Genomic DNA, 19,929 nt, shown 5'->3' with positions numbered 1-19,929 from the left:
GCGAGCGACTTTCGCCGCTCGCTTTTTGTATGGAATTCATCAGGAAACATCTTTATTTGTCAAACCACTGTGGCGTATCCAACGTCAATCCAGAAGGCGTATTAGGATTGGAATTAACCTCTTCGCTACGGTAAAGCAGGCGGCGTATCAACCCCGCTACCGGTGCCCCCGTTGGAGTAGTCATAGCAGGCACTTCCTGTCCAATTGTCCCCGAACGACGGTGCTGCACCCAGCCTTCAATCGGCCGCATAAACAAGTCTAAGTATTGCTGTTGCGCCAAAACTGTTTTGTAATTGGTGGCCGTCAGGGCAGGCAAAGCCGCAACATAGGCATCCGTTTGGGCCGCAGTGACTCCCAAGGCCAACATTGATTCGCGCACCCCAGCCCGCATCTTGGTCGTAGCTGCCTCAAAGCCTCCAGGGGCAAATCCTCGGGCAATGGCTTCGGCTTCAAACAACAATTGTTCTGAATACGAAAACGATACTTCGGGCAGGTCGGGTTTCAGCAAGTTCATGTTAACCAAAGCAGATTTGGTGGTATAAACTTCAACGGGCCCCAACGCAATAAATTCATTGGGGGCCGCATCCGTGCCAGGCTGATAAAAATACGGAATCCGTGGATCTTTGAGCGACACCAGCAAGTCATAAACGGGCTTGGAGCAATACCAATCCGACTGTACGCCTCCCCTAAAAATAGCCGTAAACGAAAAGCGCGGGTTCTGACGACCTGGTTGATTGTAGTATTTATACAACATGGCATCGGCATTAGAAGAAATCATATTTCCCCCCGCAACCAACTGACCAATGGCTGCACCCTTGGTAGGGTCAGAATCGACCATTGAAAATAAGATTCTCATTTTCAACGAATTGGCAAACTTACGCCATTTAGCCATGTCACCACCATAATACAAGTCATTGGGGGCAATAATACCTTTAGCGTTCAAGTCAATCAGCCCGATGGCTTCGTCGAGTAGCGCAATAGTGCCGTTCAATACATCCTGTTGTTTGTCGAATTTAGGAAAGTCTACTTTGCCGTTTGCAGCTTCAGTAAACGGAATATCCCCCCATAATAAAGAGGTTTGCGCGTACGCAAACGCCATCAAAATTTTACACTGAGCCACCGCATTTTTATTGACAGGTTGGGTGTTTTGGGCAATCTCAATGGCCACATTCAGGTTTTTTAGAACGTCGGTGTACGTCCGTCCCCAAGCGCTGCGGATACGGGTCTGGTCATACTGCGACTGCGAAAGACCCCAACGACCGCCCGAAGCCCACATTTGGTTCATCAGGGCGATGGGCCAAGTGAGTTCGGCCACGCGCAAAAGCGAAAATTGCGTAGAAGCTCCCGAAAACAACAACGCAGGGTCAACCGATGTAGAACGGTTGGGGTCGATGTTGATGTTGCTGTCTTTGAAACAAGCCGTTGTGGAAATGGCCAGCAAAGCGGCTAAAATCAGCTTTTTCATGTTGGTTGTAGTTGATATAAGTGAATATTTTTATTAAAAAGTAAATCGTAAGTTACCGCCCACGGTGCGACTGCTCGGGATACTTCCGCGCTCTAGTCCTTCTCCGATGAGGCCCGTCCCCAATACGTTGGCTTCGGGGTCAATGTGCGGCACTTTCGAACTGATAATCCACAGGTTACGTCCCTCTAAACCTAACGCAATACTGCCAAAAGGTGTTTTGCTAATCCACGATTTAGGCAAATTATAGGCAATGCGCACCTCGCGCAATTTGGTATAAGAACCGTCGAAAATGTTGTTTTCTGGACTGACCGAATTATCCAATTGGCTCCAGTATTGTTGAATGCTCGCCACTGGTTTATCGTTCGGACGGAAGGTACCGTCGGCGTTACGAATCACGCCTGGATCAATGAAAGGAGTCCGGTTGTCGATGGCCGTTTCGGCGGCTAAGCCACTACCACGCACAATACTTACCGTTTGTGAGTTGATTACCCCGCCCTTGCGCACATCCACCAGAAAGTTAAAATCAATGCCTTTGTAAGAGAAAGAGTTGTTGATACCCAACGTCCAATCAGGATAAATCGAGCCAAATACCTTTCGTGGGCCGGGCGTCCGTAAGCCCGTTGTGGGGTTGATGATGATATTTCCCTGCGGGTCACGCAACCAGCCTACGCCCTGAATACTAAACGTTTCGCCAGGACGCGCCACCACAAAAATCCCAAATCCGTCGCCAGAAGTGGTGATAAATTCGGTCAATCCAGGCGCTAAAGATTCCACGCGGTTGATGTTTCGGTTGAAGTTAAAGGCCGCATCCCAACGAAAACCCGAACGAGTTTTGAACGGCGTAACGGTCAGCATCGCTTCTAGACCTCTGTTAGAAATTTCACCTACGTTCAAACGTCTGGCCGAGTAACCCGTCGTTTGGGGAATGGCAATGGAGATGATTTGGTCATAGTTGAGGGTTTTATAATACGTCATGTCCAAACCCAAACGTCCGCCAAAAAACTTCAACTCTGCTCCGAATTCATACGAAGTTTGCTGCTGTGGACGGAGGTTGGTGGGTGGCAAAATATTGGTGGCTCCAAAAGCCGACGCCCCACCGATAGGATACAAAATATTGAACGTATAAATATCGCTGGCCTGCGTCAATGGATTGTAGGTAAACGACAATTGGTAGGGGTCTTCGTCTGAACCGACATTGGCGTAATTGGCGCGAAGTTTGGCATAACTCAAAATGTCATTTTTAACAATTCCTAAATTCGGAAATGCTTCAGTCAACACAAAAGATACGCTTGCCGATGGATAAAAATAGGAGTTGTTGTTAACAGGAAGCGTTGAAGACCAGTCATTTCTACCCGTTACGTTGAGAAACAAATAGTTTTTGTAATCAAAACTAAAGTCGCCATACACCCCAAAGATATCGCGCCGGCTGAAGAAGTTGGACGGCACGTTGGATTGGGCGTTGGCAAAAGTATAAAGTTGGTCAATGTTTAAACCTTCCGACAACAAACGCGAACGGCGAATGGTACGTTGGTTAAACTGATGCCCAACGATGCCTTTGAACGTCCAGTTGGTATTGATTTTGCGCGAAATCGTCCCCAAAATATCCGTTTGGAGTTCCCGCTCAAAAATATCGTTGGTTTCAAACTGCCCGTTTAGGCGTCCGCGTGTTCCTTTGCGCGTTACAGCGCGGCGGTTTTCGGTAAAGAAGTCCGTGCCCACGCGCCCCGTTACGTTAAACCAAGGAGTTACATCATAGCTTAGGCTGGTTCCACCGTATACGCGGTCAACAGTATTGGAAAAACGGTTGAACGCCGTTACGAAATAAGGGTTGTTCTGAACACCATTAAGGTCAATAGAACGCGCCAAATCGCCCGTCCAACCTGCGGGAACCGCCTGCGTCGAAGGTGCGAAAAGATTGTTTCTCAATTCGTTAATATCTACCGTCACGGGTAAACCCGCCAAAATTGTAGCGATGATATTGGTCGTATTTGAGCCTTGCTGCGGGCGTCCGTCGCTGGTGGTACGTACGTAGTTCACCCACGCGCGCGAAGTCAGTTTATCCGTAATTTTTTTGCCTGCATTGATAGCAAAGGTATTGCGGTTCAGTTCAGAACCTGGCACCGTTCCCGTTTGACGTAAGTTGGTATAACCGATACGGTAATCCCCTTGGTCGGTAGCGCCGTCCAGCGAAACACTATTAATCATGGTGTGACCCGTCACAAAGAAATTTTTCCAGTTTTGCGGATATGCCTGCAATCCCTGCACGGTTTCGCCTTTGTAATCTTTGACAGGTCCTGTTACGCTTGAAATCTTTGGTCCCCAGCCATTCCCTGACTGAGGATTATACACCCCCAAATTTCCCTGTGCGTACTCTGTTTGGAGTTCAGGAACCCGTAAAACATTGTCGGTACGATAAGACGAGTTGACCGTCACGTTCATTTTTTTCGCTCCTTGCTTACCGCGTTTGGTCGTAATCACAATCACACCGTTGCGGGCCCGCGAGCCGTACAAAGCCGACGCTGCCGCCCCTTTTAGCACGTTCATGGTTTCAATGTCGTCGGGGTTCAAATCTCCCGCCCTGTTACCTACGTCTACCCCACCCGTCACCACGTCGGTTTCGGAGTTGTTAAAAGAAGAGTTTGAAATCGGGATTCCGTCAACCACAAATAGCGGCTCGCTGGAGCTTGAAATGGAGTTGGCACCGCGAATCATGACGCGGCTAGAACCACCCACTGTACCCGACTGCTGCGAAATGCGCACCCCTGCAATCCGACCCGCCATTGAATTGAGCACGTTTGGGTCGCGCGCTTTGACGAGCTCAGCGCCGCCGATCGTCGAAACAGCATAGCCGAGTTCCTTTTTCTCACGCACAATGGCATTGGCCGTTACGACCACTTCGTTCAAATTGACCAAATCAGCCTCCAATTGAATATTGATTGTGGACTGGTTTCCAATTGTGACATCCGCCGTTTTGTATCCAATGAACGAAAATACCAACGTACCCGCTTTGTCGGGAACGCTGATTTGGTAGGTACCATCGGCCTTTGTAGCCGTCCCTACGTTGGTTCCCTTGAGCAAAACATTGACGCCAGGAACACCTTCATTTTCGGGTGAGGTGACCTTTCCCGAAATCGTTCTGGTCTGCGCTCGTCCGAGCATAGACATGCCTAACAACATTAACAGAAGTAGCCTTCTTTTCATGAGGAGATTTGGTTTTTATGGTGTACAGAAAATGGGTAATCGAAAAAAAAGTGCTACTTTGGCTGAATAAGGAACACTTCTAGGCTATTTCACACGTCGTACAGCAGTAATTACGACTGGATTTTTTAGCAATTGCATGGGATTGGAGAAAGCATTGGTCGGCCCAGGTTGGCCCGTTTCCCCTTTCTGAATTTTGCGTACCACCTTCATGCCTTTCACTACCTTACCAAAAGCAGCAAATCCCTGACCGTCGGGGTTTCTCTTACCTCCAAAGTCTAGTTCAGGCTGGGCATTGATACAAATAAAAAATTCGGAAGCGCCACTCTCGGGCTTCCCGCGCGCCATCGAAATGGTGCCATCCACGTGCAGGATCCCCGTTTTGTTGGTTGTTTCCTGCGGAATGGGCGGCAGCATTTTGGTAGAATCACTTTGAAGTCCTCCCTGGATTACTTCAATTTTGACAGGGCTAGTAGACTGATTGTCCATACGTACGACGCGGTAAAATTTACCACCATCGTAGCGTTTTTCATCTACATAGCGAAGAAAGTTGGTCACCGTAATCGGGGCTTTATCGGCGTAGAGTTCAACGATAATATTACCCATTGAGGTTTCAATTTGAACCCTCTGGGCAAAAGTTAACGAAAACGAACTGAGAATAAGGGCGAAAACAAATAAAGGTTTATTCACAAGAGAGACTATTTTGGCTGAATAGATGACCAATATAAATGTTATATCCCATTAAGTCAAGCACTTGCCACTAAACCTCTAAAAATTTAAAGTTGTTTATGGAATTATACAAAAAATTTAAAAATATATACCTAATAGCACCGAACATCCATTAGTGCCGCTGGGACATTTGCCGAAGGATGCTCTACTTCAATGGTAAGAGATTGGGTTAGGATGGCATGTTCCAATACAATCGTCCGCTGACTTTGGTGATTATCTTTGATCTGAGCAACAAGCTCATTTTTATCGTTTAAAATTTGCACATTTTTTACGCAAAACGGCATTTCATTTTCGGGGTGCGACATCAGAACGGTTTCCATCGGGTGGTCAAAATCCGTATCAAAATGCAGCACAATTTTCTTTATTTGTTGTTTTTCGGGCCAATCTAAACGCAATTTGGGGTTCTCATCTTTATAATCGGCCACCCATGCATTGGGCTGATTGGTAGGCCGTTGGAGACCATTCTGGATATTCTCCGCTCCAAAAGCCCGTAAAGCTGGCTCAAATTTTACCGCTAAATTCTTGCCCAACGGACGTCTTTGCGGACACCAAAACTCAAACGTATCTACCCCAATATCTTCAACGGGTTCTTGTTTGCCGTAGTTAGAAACCGCTTTATTAACTAAATTAAACACTGATAACAACCCCGTAATGCGTTGGTCGGAATACGGCAATTTTACTTTTTCATTTTTTTGAATGGTCAAAAACGCGTAGCCCAAATTTTCTAAGTCTTGATATGCTTTCAGTGCATCAGCTATGTTAAAAGCTAAATGCACACAATTACGGCCTTTTGCCAACGGAATCAGGCGTTTTTCAAGGATAATATCAGGCGTGTGGTTGGTGGCCTTGCTCGAAATCCGAAGTTCTACTTCTAGTTCGGTTGGTTCATCGGCGTAGGGGTGAAGAATGGTTTTAAATTTAACGTTGGCAATCGGCAACATCTGCGCCGCCGAAAAGTCCATACGTTGCGGCTCACCCGACGGCATTAATTCTTCCAAAGCCAACGCACTGCTCGCCGAAATCGTGGCTTTTTGAACCAAATCTTGGGCATCCTGCAAACGCAGATTTGGAATGTGTTGCCCTGTTTTGAGCAATTCCTGTTGTAGATACCCAATGTGTTGCGTCTCTGAAAGCTGACGCGGCAGCAGTCCTTTTTCAATGCATACTTTCGCGGCCATACCCACGGCCTGCCCACCGTGGGCACTCGTAGCCATCACCCGCGACGAACCAAACGCTACGTGGCTCGCCGAAATGATACGCCCTGCTATGAACAGGTTATTGATATTTTTAGAATAGAAACAACGATACGGAATTCCGTAGATTCCTTTGCTGTGCCATTGATTACAGCTGGATTGCCCGATTTCCGAAAAAACTCCATCTGAAGGATGTAGGTCAATCGACCAACCACCAAAAGCAACATCATCATAATGAGCACGTTGCTCTACTATATCCTGCTGAATCAGCATATAGTCTCCTTCAAAACGACGGCTCTCGCGTTTGCCAGGAATATGCCCGACCCATTCCAAAGTGAGGTTTGCCGCGTCGGGGAAATTGCCTGAATTTTTAATATAATCCCACACCCCGTAGACCACTTTCCACAATTCCCACTTGATGGTTTCGGTATCATGAACGGTATCTAACCGCCCTCCGTACTCAATCCACCAGAGTTTGCAGCCAAACTCCTGCGTGTTGAACGAGCGGAATTTAGGTACTTTTTGGGTGACATCATGGGAAAAACTAGGTGGCACAAAGGTGATGGGTTTTCCTGCATCTTTGGAATAAAAATAAAGGCTGTGGCCCAGCAATTCACCGTACTCTTTGGAAGGCGCAAATTTCTCCCCAAACTCGTCCTTTGACTCCGCGCCCATGCGGAAAGCGGCCCCCGACAAAAACCCTAAAATACCGTCGCCTGAAGCATCGCAAAAAAGCGGAGCAACGAGTTCATATTGCGTTGAATTTTGGGAACAGAAAGCATATACCTTCGAAATTGTATCAGGCGAAGATTTCTCTAAATCGTAGACCGAGGTATTGAGCAGAAGCGTGATATTTGGCTCAGAAACGACTTTTTCGAGCAAAATAGTATCAAAGATTAGCGGATTGCTGTCGGGATTGCGGTACATATTTTCGACCAATAATTCGTCAATCACCCCGCCTTCCCGCGCCCATCGGTTGTTGTTGCCCATGTGTGAGGTTGCTCCCAATACCCACAATCGCACTTCACTCGATGAGTTGCCCCCCAATACTGGGCGGTCGGTAACGAGCACTACGTTTATCCCTGCCCGGGCCGCCGTAATGGCTCCGCACAATCCCGCTAAGCCTCCTCCTACCACGATCAAATCAGCGGTTAATGTGACACTTTTAGGCAATCTTTTGCCTGTTGCTTCTGCTTTAATCATCCCTATTTCTTTCAAAAATTCGTAATAATCGTATCGCTTTGCTGTTTAGACTTTCCAAGTCTGCTTATTTCAATTCAAATGTTTCGGTAATGACCGAAAAACCCGTGGGTTTCAATATTTCCAATTTTACATTTTTCTCAAAGCCACGCACTAGAACCTTTATCTCTGTGCTTTGACCCGGCTGTAAATCAGGAATCACGACCGTTTTTCCGTCGGTTTTAAGCAGGTATTTTTTTATGGCATACGCTGGGAAATCATTCCGGGCTTTTACCCGAATCATTAATTGATGTTGCCCCTGTCCTCCCGCCTGATAACTTACTTTTTCGAGCGTAACGGGCGACATTTCGCGGCGGTGGGCCGCATACAAAGGCCGTTGAGCACGCTCTGGGCCTACCAAACCCCACGGGCGATAGCCATTGGGAGCCGTTCCTGCGTGCCGACTTTGATAATCATTGTACGACCACCACGAAGCCCCAACGATGTAAGGGCGCTTTCTAATTTCAACCATTACACTCTCTAAATGAAACACTTGACCTGCTTCTCCTGCCGCATTATCGGCACGTGTTCCCCACTCGCTGATTAGAATGGGTTTATCGGGGTAGAGGGCATGAATATGATCAAACGCTTTGGCGTGGTTTCCGTAGGTATTAGTCGAGACAAAATCGCAGTATTGGGTGGCTTCGTCTTCGGGCTTGGCGGGCAAAATATTGAGACGCATGGAAGCAAAAGTATACAGACGCGTTGGGTCAAGACTACGCCCATAGACCATCATGTCTTTGGTCCAACGTTGTCCCGACGGGGTCTCCGACAAATACTCATTGCCCACGCTGTACGCAATGACGCTCGGGTGATTCCAATCGCGCTCCATCATTTCCCGAAACTGCTGCTGAAATTTGCGTCGAATGGTGTCATTGTCCATTTGGGTTGGCGTAAGTTGCCAATTACCCGCCTCGGTAATGATGAGCATTCCGTAGCGGTCGGCCAAATCGTAAAAAGTCTCGCTCGGAGTATAGTGGGTTAGGCGGTGAAATTCCATTCCAGCTTCCTTCATTAGTCGAAAGTCTTTCTCGACCAACCAATCTGGTTCCAATGAACCTAAGCCAGGATAATCAACGACCCGGTTTCCGCCCGCCAGCCGTATTGGCTGACCGTTGAGCAATATTTGCGCATTCTGCACTTCCACTTTTCGAATGCCGAAATTAGTCGACAGCGTATCGCCGCTAATGGCGGCTTGAAGTTGGTACAAGGTAGGCTCGTCGAGGCTCCACAGTTTCACTTCGGGCACCTTCAATGATGTTTCCGCCTCCAAAATCGACGTTTGTCCCGTGCCAATGGAGGACGAAGATGTTTTCCAAACCAATTTTAAGGGTTGGTTGTCTAAAGAAACAACCGTCGTCAATTTGGGCGTAACGGCCTGTTTGGACGCATTCCTAACACGAGCCTTGAGGCGCACACTGGCCGTACCTTTGGCCAAATCGGGCGTTGCTTCCACTTTCAGGTTTTCCAAATAGACTTCCGATTCAACCGTCAAATAAACAGGGCGAATTAGCCCTCCGTAATTAATCCAACCAGGAAACGGGTCGTTGGCATTGCCATTGTCTTTCGCACCCGGAATGGAGCCCGTTTGCCACGTATCGTTATTGATAGAAATCGCCAAAACGTTATCGCCCGATTTCAGGAAACCCGTAATATCAAAATGGAAAGGAGTATACCCGCCTTCGTGCGTGCCTACTTTTTGGTTGTTGAGCCATACTTCCGACTTGTAATACGCGGCATCAAAATGCAAAATGACCCGCTTCCCCACCTGGGGTTGCCACGAAAATGACTTCCGATACCACACCGTTCCCGTATAAAACTGAAAGCGCGGATCTACCGAAAAACAATGCGGAACGGTTACTTTATCCCATCCATTTACATTGTAACTATCTTTAAACCAACCTTTTGTGGCACCCACATCACGGGTATCCATGGCAAATGACCACTGTCCGTGCAACGGGATGGCCTCTGGTTGACGAAGAGTGTATTGCCCAAAAGCAGTAATAGAGATAAGAAAGAATAAAGCACTTAATTTCATATAAGTTTTGTCAATTGATTGTCCGGGCTAAAGCCCACTATTTATAGTTCATTTTCTTCTTTCTTTCACCGCCCTAAAGGGCGGAGCAATTCTATTTTGTATCCATCGATATAGCATTTTGCTTCAATAACTCTATTTTTTGTGCTGCTCGCCACGGAATAATTGCTCCTAAAAGAATCACGACCGCAATTGCTGCCGTAACCATGCCTCCCGACGTGGCAAACGCGCTCAATCCCAACAACATAGCCGCCACAAAAACCAGCGCTCCTGCAATGACCCGCATTCCGAAACGGTTTTGACATTTGATTTCGGTGGCTTCCTCTTCAGTTTCGGCCAATTTGGCCGCTTTGCGCGTGGCTTTGGTGGCCAAGTATTGTTCGTATTCTTCAGAAATTAGGCCTTTGGAACGGGCGTATAATTCATAAGCAAGTAACAACACCAAAGGCAAACCAATACCAATGATAGTTTCTAAAGCCCGGCTTAATTTGAAATCCAACAACCACGGCGACAATACTTTAAAGAACAGATTGACAGTTAGCCCAATGACGGTAATCCAAAAAGTGGTCTTTCCGTTAATACGCTTGGAAAACAGCGCCCAAAGGGGCGGCGCTAACAACGGCCCACCCGAAATGGCCGAAATACTCAACACCACTTCCACAATTCCACCCGCCGCAGGTACTAGTAAAGCAATGACAATCATGCCCAAACCAAAGCCCCACGACGAAAGGCGGGCTATTTTAATCAACTGCCTATCAGAGGCTTTTGGGTTAATAAATCCTTTGTAAATGTCATTGGTAAAAACCGCCGAAACGACATTCAGCGTGGTATTGGCGCTGGCCGAGGTAGAGAAATACATGCCAGTGAGCATCAGCCCCAACAAGCCTGGCGGCAAGACAGCTTTGCAAATTAGCAAATACGCATTTTCTGTATCCAAACCGACCAAGCTGGGATTGAGCGCGCGATAAATCATGGGCGGCAGCATCCAAATCATAGGACTAACGAGGTACAAAGCAGCAAAAAGAAAGGCCACTTTTCGAGCTGATTTGGGACTATCGACGCTGGTATAGCGTTGTACAAAGGTCCAGTTACCGCCAATGTAGGCAATGTGGTACAACACAAAAGCCATCACAAAACCCAAGGTGTATTCTCCGTGCAGTAAATTAAAAAAATCATCAGGAACGGATTGCGTAAATTTATCAAAACCACCCACTTTGGCCAACGAGAGCGGCAACAGAATAAACACCGCTGCCGTCAGAATGACAAACTGAAGAATATCGGTGACCATCACGGCCCACAGCCCGCCCACGGCAGTATAGGCAATCATAAACAGACCCAATACAATGGTTGATTCGACCAACGGAAAACCCAATGAAATGCTCACCAGTTTGGCAACGGGATACAGTACAGAGCCTTTGATAAAAACCGAAACCAAGGTAAAAATGCCGATATAGGTTTTTTGAACGCGCTCACCGAGGCGTTCACGAATGAATTCTGCCGCCGTCAGATTGCCCGTTGCGCGCCAACGTGGGGCCAAAAACAGACCCGTCACGATAGCCCCTACGCACATGGTCCACTGGATGGTGACTGCTACCCAACCGTGTTTGTACGCGATGGAGCCCCACGCCACGAAGGTGCCGGCTGAGAAAAAAGACATAAAAAGCGACAAGCCGCCAATGAACCACGGCACTGCCTCCCCGCCCGCAAAGAAGGATTTAAGGTTGCGGCCCGTTCGGGCAAACAGCATCCCGATAGCCAGCACAAAGGCCGAGAAGATGAAGATGACGGCAGTATCAATGGTTGAGTTCAAAACGGTTTTGCTTAGTTTTGTAAAAAAATATATTTGTGAACTATCCGAGTTATTTATTTTATTCAAATCAAAATTCTACAGAATTCTTCTTTGAAAGTATTGGTTCAAAAGGGGTTATACATAAAGTTATTGCTTTTCAGGAAACATCTTTTACAGGTATTTATAATCTTGCTTTAGGCGATGTTAATCCCTTGACCAATGAAATTGATGACGCTGTGGTAACAGATAATGGTGATACCGAAAAGGTTTTAGCTACAACTTTACAAATTGTGAACCATTATTTTTCTTTATTTCCTCATCATCAAATCTATTTTTCAGGTAATTCACCGGTTCGTAATCGTCTTTACAGAATTGCAATTAATCATAGTTTTCATGAACTTGATTTAGCATTTGAAATGTTTGGTGTTATGAATAACGAATTAGAGCCTTTTGTTTCCAACCGTCCATATCAAGCTTTCTTGATTAGAAAAAAATAATTCTTTAACTTTATATTAAAATTTCTCCTAATGAAAGTCAAGACCATTTCCAAAATTGAAAAAAGAGCTATGGCTGGTCTTAAATCAAAAGATGGAAAACTTCCATTTTCTGATAAATTGGCAAAGGCTAACGAAATCCTGGCTAAAACAGACTTATCTGTCTTAAAGCGAAAATAGTTTACTCTCTTTTTAGGTTGTTCAGGCTCATTTCTGGCCTTCTTACTCTATTAAATTTACCTATTTGAAAGCATTGGACTAAATGGAATTATTCAAAAGCAATCCCAAAAATTTATGCTTTATGAAAACCACCAAGCCAACTCTTGACGATAAAGAATGGGGAAAAATTCACCCAACCCTTAAAATTGCGGCTGCGCCTAAATTGGAACAGGCCAATGAGTTATTAAAAAAAACACCTTTACCGATCAGAAAAAAATAACATTTTTCTGATTATCTCTCAATCGCCATTACTTCAAACCCAACGGCCGGAAGTTGCTTCTTCATTGCTTTTCCTTTTACAGTCACCTGAAAATCAGTAGCCTGCGCGCGATTATTCAGCAATACCACAAAAATTTTATCCTTCTTTTCCGATTCCGCCAAAATGTAATCAATGGTCGGGTTGTCTATTTTTATCAAATTTTCATTTACGATAAGATTCGCTTTTTCCCCGTTGATCGTCCCAGCGGCAAAACCGTAGCTTTGGTGCGGCCCCACTTTAGGCGTCACAAATCCGCGCGGGAAGCTTACCTGCCCGTTGGAACGGAGTTCAGCTTCGGCCATCAGATAGTCGGTGAGCCAACCGATCTGCCACCACGCATGGTGCGGATACGGCCCGGCCCCGCGATTCATGGCGTTCCAATAATACGAGGCCACGCTTGTTTTGGCGTCCACAAAGGCATCACGTCCCCACGCCACCGACCGCGCCATATCGGCAAAAATGGGCTCTTTCGTCAGTTGATGCATCCGAATAAACAGACCCGCATGGCTCGCCAATTGAATCGGCCCGTGGATGTTGGAAGATCCGAAAATACCGCCGTGTTCGAAACTCAAACCCATCTGCGAAATTTCCCAATCTTCGCGCTGCGTACCATTGACGGTTTTGAGGCGGCGGTTCGGAATCGGATGCGTATAAATGGAGGCGGTATAAACCTTGGCGGCCGTAATAGCGGCGTTTTTGTACTTTGAATCGTTGGTCAAATCGTACAAATCCAGCAGCGCCTGTGCCGACTGTGCCGTGGCAAAATCCGGAGCATAGCGGGCATCCCCACAAACTCCCAGAAAACCACCCGTTTCTACGGCATTTTTCACAAACCAATCGGCTCCTTTTCGGGCGGCAACCAAGTATTTGGAGTCTTTCAAAATACGATACGCCACCAGCAAACCATAAAATGTTGGGCGCACATCCTGAATATCTTTGAAGGCTTCCTGCTCGGTTTTGCGGTCGTAGGCTACGGCCCAACTTCCGTTGGATTTTTGGTTTTTCAACAACCATTCCGCTCCCGCCTGCAAGCGCTCTTTTAGAGGTTGATTGTTGGGTTCAAAGAGTAAAATATTGCCAATATCCAACATCGTATAATACGTCACGGCAATGGGTTCAACCACCTCACCCCACTCTTCGGTAAAGCGTTTTGATTTGGCCAGATAATATTGTCCCGCCAATGCGCCTTTGAAAAAACCCTCGTCGGCTATTTGCTGGGTAAACTTAAAATTCAGCGCGTAAAGCAATACATTTTTGATTAACAAACTGTCGTTGGTAGCCTTTGCCAACATCCACATCGCGCCATAATCGGAGTTTTTCATGGCATCTTTGTTGGAACCCACCACGCCGCCCAGATACGACTGCGCTCCTATTTTCAGGCCTTTGTACTCCTCAATATTCCAAAGCGACGTTTTGGGGTCGGTCAGGTAATGGTGCATTTTTTGGATACGGTCGGTCAGCGATTGTTTGCTTTGGCGCAATGCAAGGGCTTCTTTGAGTTGATAAATATCGTACGCGGCATGGTTGATGGCTTTGAACCAATCTCCGTCGATCAGGCTGTAACGAAACGAGTACGTGACCACCTCACCCGCTTTCAGCGCGGATTTGGGTTCACCCAACACAGGATAATACAGTGTAGGCGAAAGCTGCGATTTTCGGTTTTTGTGCGAAAGCCCAACGTTCCAATTTTGGTGCGTGTTTTGGTCTTTTTCCCACGGGTCGCGGCACAGCGCCGGATCGGGAATGACCGAAATCGTAATGCCGTTTTTGGTCGTAACCAACGGGCTTAACGTGCTCGCTGAGCGCTCCCGATATACGGTAGGCATGGCGGGCACTCCATGACCGTAGGCATACGCCAAGGCAAAATTGGGCTGAATATAATTTCCCTGAAAATAGCCAGGCACCGACGCCCAAGCCATATCCGCTTCACTGACAGGCGCAATCGTGGGGGTAGCCAACGAAAAGTAGCCAGCCGTTTTAGGTGTCAGGGTTTGTTTAACGATAATATCGGTCGGGAATTTTGGGTCAAAACTCCACTCAGTCGTCACTTTGGCGTTTTCTGTCTCGTGATTAAAAGTCAACGTATTATTGGCGGTTCGTTGGCCGTTTTTTGCAAAAAAATGAAACGCTTTTCCTGCGGTATTCAACGAAACGGGGCTGATGCTTTCGGCCCACCATTTGGTTTGGTAGTGGTATTTCGGGCCCGGAAATTCTTCGCCCGTAATACTTTTGACGATTTGCTCGGGTTTTTCGGAAGGTTTTTCAGCGGCATAGAGCAACGTATTTTCGCCCGATGGTGTTTTTAGATTCGTCCACGTTTGGTCCTTTTTGACCGATAGAGTTTTGAGTTGCCAACCCTGCGCGCTGTTTTCCCACCGCATTTTTACGGATGAACTTTCCAGCACTAAAGGCACTTGACCCCAAGTGTTCCCGCACCCCAGCAAAAGGGTTAGTAGGAGTATGTTATGTTTTTTTAACATTGTTTCTCAAATCATTTTTCACCCGGAGTTTGGCACAGAGTGAACTTACCTTACAACTAAATCTGCCTTTTTAGTAAATCCCATTGTTCCGTACGACACTTGCAGCGAACGGCAAGCCGCAGGAATGGTATACGACGCCCGAAAAACCCCCGTATTTTCTCCTGTTTCGTTTACTTCAATCGTATTGGGAGATTTTCCATTGACGGTTAACAAAACTTGCCCTTTTTCACCCAGATTCCAGTCCATGTTCAGGGCGGCTTTCAATTCAATGACAACCGTTTCTCCTGCTTTGGCATGCTTAATTTCTTTTCCGTCACGATTCAAAATTTTCACCTGCTGACTGCCGAGCGTGGAGAACGTCAGCGTGGCCTGCCAGCCTCGGTTTGACACACACCAGCCTTCGGTAGCATAGGCATCTTTTCCGATCAGATCCAGGCTTTCGTTGCCTCCAGTCGTTGCCGTTTTTGTTTTCTGAAAATCTTTATCCAACGGTGAACCGTCGAGCGTGCCGCGCACTTTGCCCAACATTCCGTAGCCGTTGGGATGCGCAGCGGGCCACCCATGTTCTACGCCTTCCCAATAGCCGCCGATGTCGAGCCGTTCTTTGCTTTTGTTGCTCAAATGTGCTCCCACGGGATTGACGCCAAACACAAAATCTACCTGCGCCCAGCCCAAATCGCGCAGTCGGGTATCATTTAATAGATAGGCCACGGCAAACATCGACCCGCCCAACGCAGGTGCTCCGCCCAATTCTTTGGTTTTGGGATGTGCCCATTCGGTTTCGCTGTGGACACGGTATTTCCAAAAATTATTGGTCTTCTGGTGCATGTGCGTAGCCCAAGCACTCAGTTTTTCTTTCGTTCCTTTGGGTGCATGTTCGGGCGCGACCATCATAAAATACGCCAATGCTTGCGGCGTAATGTGCTCAGCATTCCGAATCCACCACATGTGGCGGGGGTTGTTAAAATCCCAGTGTTGGATAATGTCCGCGGCGCTTTCTTGCGCCCATTTCAGGTATTGCCCAGGCTTACCGTCAGGTTCGTTTTTTTCACATAAATACATGAACAAATTGCTGAACACCGACTGACCGTAGGCATTGCCCATTTCGTTAAATTCCTGAAAACCAGCATCCACCCATTTGTTGCTATAGGTCCAGTAGCGCACCACTTTATGGCGGTCGTAGTCCATCCATTTTTCATTGCACACTTGGCGGTATTTTAGGTATTTTTCACGGGGTAAATACGGTTTCAAAAAATCATGATAAGCCGCACACACCACCGAAAGTTGGTCAAGCAAATTCCAATAATCGTACTGCATCCGTGGTTGTCCTTCATAGCCCAATGAGCCGTGGCGAGTGCCGACAGGACCTTGGTAGGCCACGTGAGCGTAGGCAAATTCGGCATGCCAGAGGATAAGCTCTATCAAATCGGGTACGTTTTTGTCACCAAATTCAGTTTTCCAGCGGTCATAAAGGGCAGGATTGGACGCGTATTGCAAACATTCAAAAATAGTTTCCAGCCCATACGCACCGCCATCCCGCGAAGGGCCGCCGCCGTAGACTTTGGGCAAATTGGCGTTGATGGGGTCTTCGGAGCCTCGTACATCAATAAAGAATTGATAGCCCAATTTCGACGCTATCTTTTCCAGCAAATGATCCGCAATCCAAAAGGGTACGGAAGTGCCGACGCCGTCTACTTCAATTCGAAATTCATCTTTAGACACGGGATTGAAACGCGTAAACCAACCTTCTTGATTCAATATTTCCCCTTCAAATACTGCTTGATTGGTTGCAATATTAATGATTTTAAATTTTGCCCCGTCTTTCGCTCCAACGCACACAAAACGTTTGGATTCGCCCAGATTATAGCCCGCCTGATTGACCAATACTGGCAGTTTTTCAGGTTGAGCGAAGGTGGTTATACAGCAAGTAAGTAAAACAAAAAATACACGCATTAGATTATCGTTTAGGACAACCAGCCTGACCAGCTGATTTATTACAAATTCTTTAAACCGTCGGTTGAGAATATTTTCAACTGCCCGGCATCATCCGTATAAAGAATATAAACGTCTATATCTTTTCGGTTAACCAAAAACTCTTTGACCGCCGCCAATCCCATCACAAAAAAAGCGGTGTCGTAGCCATCAGCGGTGATGGCATCATTGGCAAAAACGCTGACGCTGAGGATAGCACTTTGCTCCATTGCACCCGTTTTGGGATTAATGATGTGACTGAATAGCTGCCCGTTGGCCTCGTACCGATTACGGTAATTTCCCGCCGTGGTCATGGCTCGATTATTGAGATTCAACTTTGTTTGCAATTTGGCAGGATGCAGGGGATTTTCGATACCGATAGTCCACGGTTGCCCATTGTTTTTCTGGCCTTTCGTCCGAACTTCTCCGCCAATTTCCACCATATAATGATGAATATTTTGTACTTCCAACAAGGCTGCCACTTGGTCAACGCTGTAACCCTGCGCGATGGAATTAAGGTCTAAACGAACGTTTGCCTTTTGTTTTACCACCGAAACCGAATCAAACATTACAAACTGAAAACCAATATATTGCAAAAGAGAATCAACATTCACCAACGCTCCTTTCGGCTTTTCCGTCGGCCCAAACCCATAGGCTTCTACCAACGGCAACACGGTCGGATCAAACGCCCCTTTAGTAGCACGAAACACTTCCGCCGATTTTTTAAGTACGGCATAAAAATGCGGTGACTTGAAGCAATGACTCATCGACCGATTGAACGCTGAAATCTCGGAGTCGGATCGGTAAATCGACAGTGATTTGTCAATCTCTGCCAACAGCGAATCAATTTCTTTTTGAAACGAACGCTTTTGCCCGTCGAAGTATTTAATGTGATACGTTGTCGCCTGCGCTTCCCCTGTCAGGCTCACCATCGGCTCCCCCCAAGACGTGCCCACCTGCCCCTGCCCGAAAGCAGGAATGAAGGCAAATAAAAGGAGGAACATCGGTTTCATGTGCGGTAAGTTAACGTTGAATAGCGTAGTGTTGTCTTGGTTTTAGGGTTTGCCTGGCGGCGTTTCGTCCTTAATAATCGCCATCAATTCAGGCAAGTATTCCTGATATACTCCCCGGGGCGAGGTGTTGTATTTTTTGGTTAGGTAAGCGGCAAAGCCCACCACTTCACCCATCATGCCACAGGTACGCATCACCCGTGTACTGCCAAAGGCAACGTGCGTGGTGCTGATATTGCGCCCAGCCATGAAGAGGTTGCTGATGTTTTTGGAATACAGACAACGGTACGGAATGGTGTAAGGAGCTACTTTAATATGCTTTGTACCCGCAAAGAACTCCTGCCCTTCAAAGTATTTTTTGTTGCGCTCGTCTGGAAAATGCAGGTCGATGGTCCAAGTGGCGGTCACGGTGCCGTCGGGGTATTGCTTGCCTTCTTGAATGTCCATTTGGTTCAGTACGTGGTCGCCCATCAACCGGCGTGATTCGCGTTTGCCGCCGATGTAGGCCACCCATGCCAGTTCGCGTTTGGCGTATTTGGCAGGTTTATTCTTTTTTAAGTACGACCAGTTTCCAAAAATGGCTCTTAAGTTGTGGTCGCGTATTTTTTCGGCATCAGTAATGGTGTTAAAATTACCGAAACCCGTTTCCCATTGCCAGTCGGCTTTGGCTTCGTCGATGTGATATTCGTCGGAAAACTGTATCGCCCAAGGGGTTTCGGGAAACGACGACACGGTGTCGCGTTCAAGCGAAGCCCAAAGGTTGGACGTGCCCAGCGTAAAATTATCGGCTTTATCAGCGGCCAACGATTCGCCCGTTTCGGCTTTGCTTTCGCGGCCCATTCTGAATTCCGCCCCAGCCAATTCGCCGATGGTGCCGTCGCCAGTGCAGTCAGAAAAGAACGTACCTGTAAAGCGTGTTTCTTTATTAGTCGCAATGTCGCGGCCCACCACGGCTACGATTTTGTCCCCGCTTTTTTCCACTTTATACACGTGGGTATTCAAAAACAACGAGATATTTCGTTCCCCTTTCACAATGGCCGTTTTGCGGGCGTCACCGTATTCTTTGGCATCGGGGTTTCCGTTGCCAGGGTCGCCGTTGTCCATTTCACGCACAATTCGGCCGAGTTTTGGGTAATGATTTTTGTCAACATCGCCCATCAAATGCACCCGAATTTCTGAACTATTGTTTCCTCCCAATACTGGACGGTCCTGAATCAAAGCTACTTTTAAGCCCATGCGAGAAGCTGAAATGGCCGCACAGGTTCCAGCAATACCGCCGCCTACAACCACTAAATCAAAATTACTGGCTTCGGTGGGCGCATCGGTCAGCTTCAGTTGCTGCTTGCGAAAAGCCGTCATGGCGTCAAGTTTGTCGGGCGGAATAAAAGTTAGTGAATTCGTAAACAGAATCGCGTCACAACGACCGTTAAAGCCCGTTAAATCGTGTAATGCTACGCTCATTTGCTCATTTTGCACCTCTATTTCACCACCTGGATACCATTTCCACACATCAGAGCCGCTTTCACCAAAGACTTGATTGAGCGGTTTTCCGTTCAGTACGACCTGAAATTTGCCCGGACCTTTGGGAAACGGTGCCCAATCTTTGGTGCGCACCCAAACCCGGTATTTACCTTTTTTAGGAAACTGAACGGTCGTGGTAGCATCTTTCACCGGACGGCCCATGCCATGCGCCATGAGGTACGACGAGCCCATGACCACAAACGATTGCTGGTCGATGACCCAGCCGCCTTTATCGGTAAATGACTCCGTTTCCAGAAAAACGTGGTCTTGTGCCGATAGTTTTAGCGATATAAACAGTAAAAGGAGCGTTCGGAGCAGGGGTTTCAT

Annotated in this window: 13 protein-coding genes; 3 read left to right on the top strand and 10 right to left on the bottom strand. The window is 47.2% G+C overall.

Annotated features, from left to right (window positions below):
• Positions 1-52 precede the first annotated feature (52 nt).
• The 6 genes from GVN20_RS03080 to GVN20_RS03055 form a co-directional block, all read right to left on the bottom strand.
• Positions 53-1,465 (bottom strand): SusD/RagB family nutrient-binding outer membrane lipoprotein, encoded by a 1,413-nt coding sequence (locus GVN20_RS03080; RefSeq protein ID WP_166556912.1) that lies wholly within the window; start codon positions 1,463-1,465, stop codon positions 53-55.
• 33 nt (positions 1,466-1,498) lie between these two features.
• A complete protein-coding gene (locus GVN20_RS03075; protein WP_166556911.1) occupies positions 1,499-4,666 on the bottom strand; it encodes a SusC/RagA family TonB-linked outer membrane protein in 3,168 nt (1,055 codons plus the stop codon).
• An 84-nt stretch (positions 4,667-4,750) separates the two neighbouring features.
• Positions 4,751-5,353 (bottom strand): peptidylprolyl isomerase, encoded by a 603-nt coding sequence (locus tag GVN20_RS03070; RefSeq protein ID WP_310586804.1) that lies wholly within the window; start codon positions 5,351-5,353, stop codon positions 4,751-4,753.
• A 131-nt stretch (positions 5,354-5,484) separates the two neighbouring features.
• Positions 5,485-7,788: an FAD-dependent oxidoreductase gene (locus GVN20_RS03065; RefSeq protein WP_166556909.1), complete on the bottom strand. Its 2,304-nt coding sequence runs from the start codon at positions 7,786-7,788 to the stop codon at positions 5,485-5,487.
• A 64-nt stretch (positions 7,789-7,852) separates the two neighbouring features.
• The gene (locus tag GVN20_RS03060) at positions 7,853-9,862 is read right to left on the bottom strand and encodes a glycoside hydrolase family 2 protein (protein ID WP_166556908.1); all 2,010 of its coding nucleotides are present in this window, start codon (positions 9,860-9,862) and stop codon (positions 7,853-7,855) included.
• Positions 9,863-9,953: 91 nt separating this feature from the next.
• A complete protein-coding gene (locus GVN20_RS03055) occupies positions 9,954-11,669 on the bottom strand; it encodes a sodium:solute symporter family protein (protein WP_166556907.1) in 1,716 nt (571 codons plus the stop codon).
• A 35-nt stretch (positions 11,670-11,704) separates the two neighbouring features.
• Here GVN20_RS03055 and GVN20_RS03050 point away from each other — a divergent pair, with 35 nt between their 5' ends.
• The 3 genes from GVN20_RS03050 to GVN20_RS03040 all read left to right on the top strand — a co-directional run bounded on the left by GVN20_RS03050 (position 11,705) and on the right by GVN20_RS03040 (position 12,581).
• The gene (locus tag GVN20_RS03050) at positions 11,705-12,145 is read left to right on the top strand and encodes a DUF6934 family protein (RefSeq protein ID WP_166556906.1); all 441 of its coding nucleotides are present in this window, start codon (positions 11,705-11,707) and stop codon (positions 12,143-12,145) included.
• 30 nt (positions 12,146-12,175) lie between these two features.
• A complete protein-coding gene (locus GVN20_RS03045; RefSeq protein ID WP_166556905.1) occupies positions 12,176-12,322 on the top strand; it encodes a hypothetical protein in 147 nt (48 codons plus the stop codon).
• A gap of 121 nt (positions 12,323-12,443) precedes the next feature.
• A complete protein-coding gene (locus tag GVN20_RS03040) occupies positions 12,444-12,581 on the top strand; it encodes a hypothetical protein (protein WP_166556904.1) in 138 nt (45 codons plus the stop codon).
• Between the two features lie 11 nt (positions 12,582-12,592).
• Here GVN20_RS03040 and GVN20_RS03035 read toward each other — a convergent pair whose 3' ends face one another.
• From GVN20_RS03035 to GVN20_RS03020, 4 genes are read right to left on the bottom strand one after another with little or no spacing between them, the layout of a single operon-like run.
• Positions 12,593-15,100 (bottom strand): glycerophosphoryl diester phosphodiesterase, encoded by a 2,508-nt coding sequence (locus tag GVN20_RS03035; protein WP_166556903.1) that lies wholly within the window; start codon positions 15,098-15,100, stop codon positions 12,593-12,595.
• 45 nt (positions 15,101-15,145) lie between these two features.
• Entirely contained in the window at positions 15,146-17,053 is a 1,908-nt protein-coding gene (locus GVN20_RS03030) for a cellulase N-terminal Ig-like domain-containing protein (protein WP_166556902.1), read from the bottom strand.
• A 41-nt stretch (positions 17,054-17,094) separates the two neighbouring features.
• A complete protein-coding gene (locus tag GVN20_RS03025; RefSeq protein ID WP_166556901.1) occupies positions 17,095-18,084 on the bottom strand; it encodes an FAD:protein FMN transferase in 990 nt (329 codons plus the stop codon).
• Positions 18,085-18,126: 42 nt separating this feature from the next.
• Positions 18,127-19,929 (bottom strand): FAD-dependent oxidoreductase, encoded by a 1,803-nt coding sequence (locus GVN20_RS03020; protein WP_166556900.1) that lies wholly within the window; start codon positions 19,927-19,929, stop codon positions 18,127-18,129.

Origin of the sequence: Runella sp. CRIBMP, from assembly GCF_009905605.1 — a bacterium.
Lineage (GTDB): Bacteria > Bacteroidota > Bacteroidia > Cytophagales > Spirosomataceae > Runella.
This window is presented reverse-complemented; position numbering and strand designations above follow the sequence as displayed.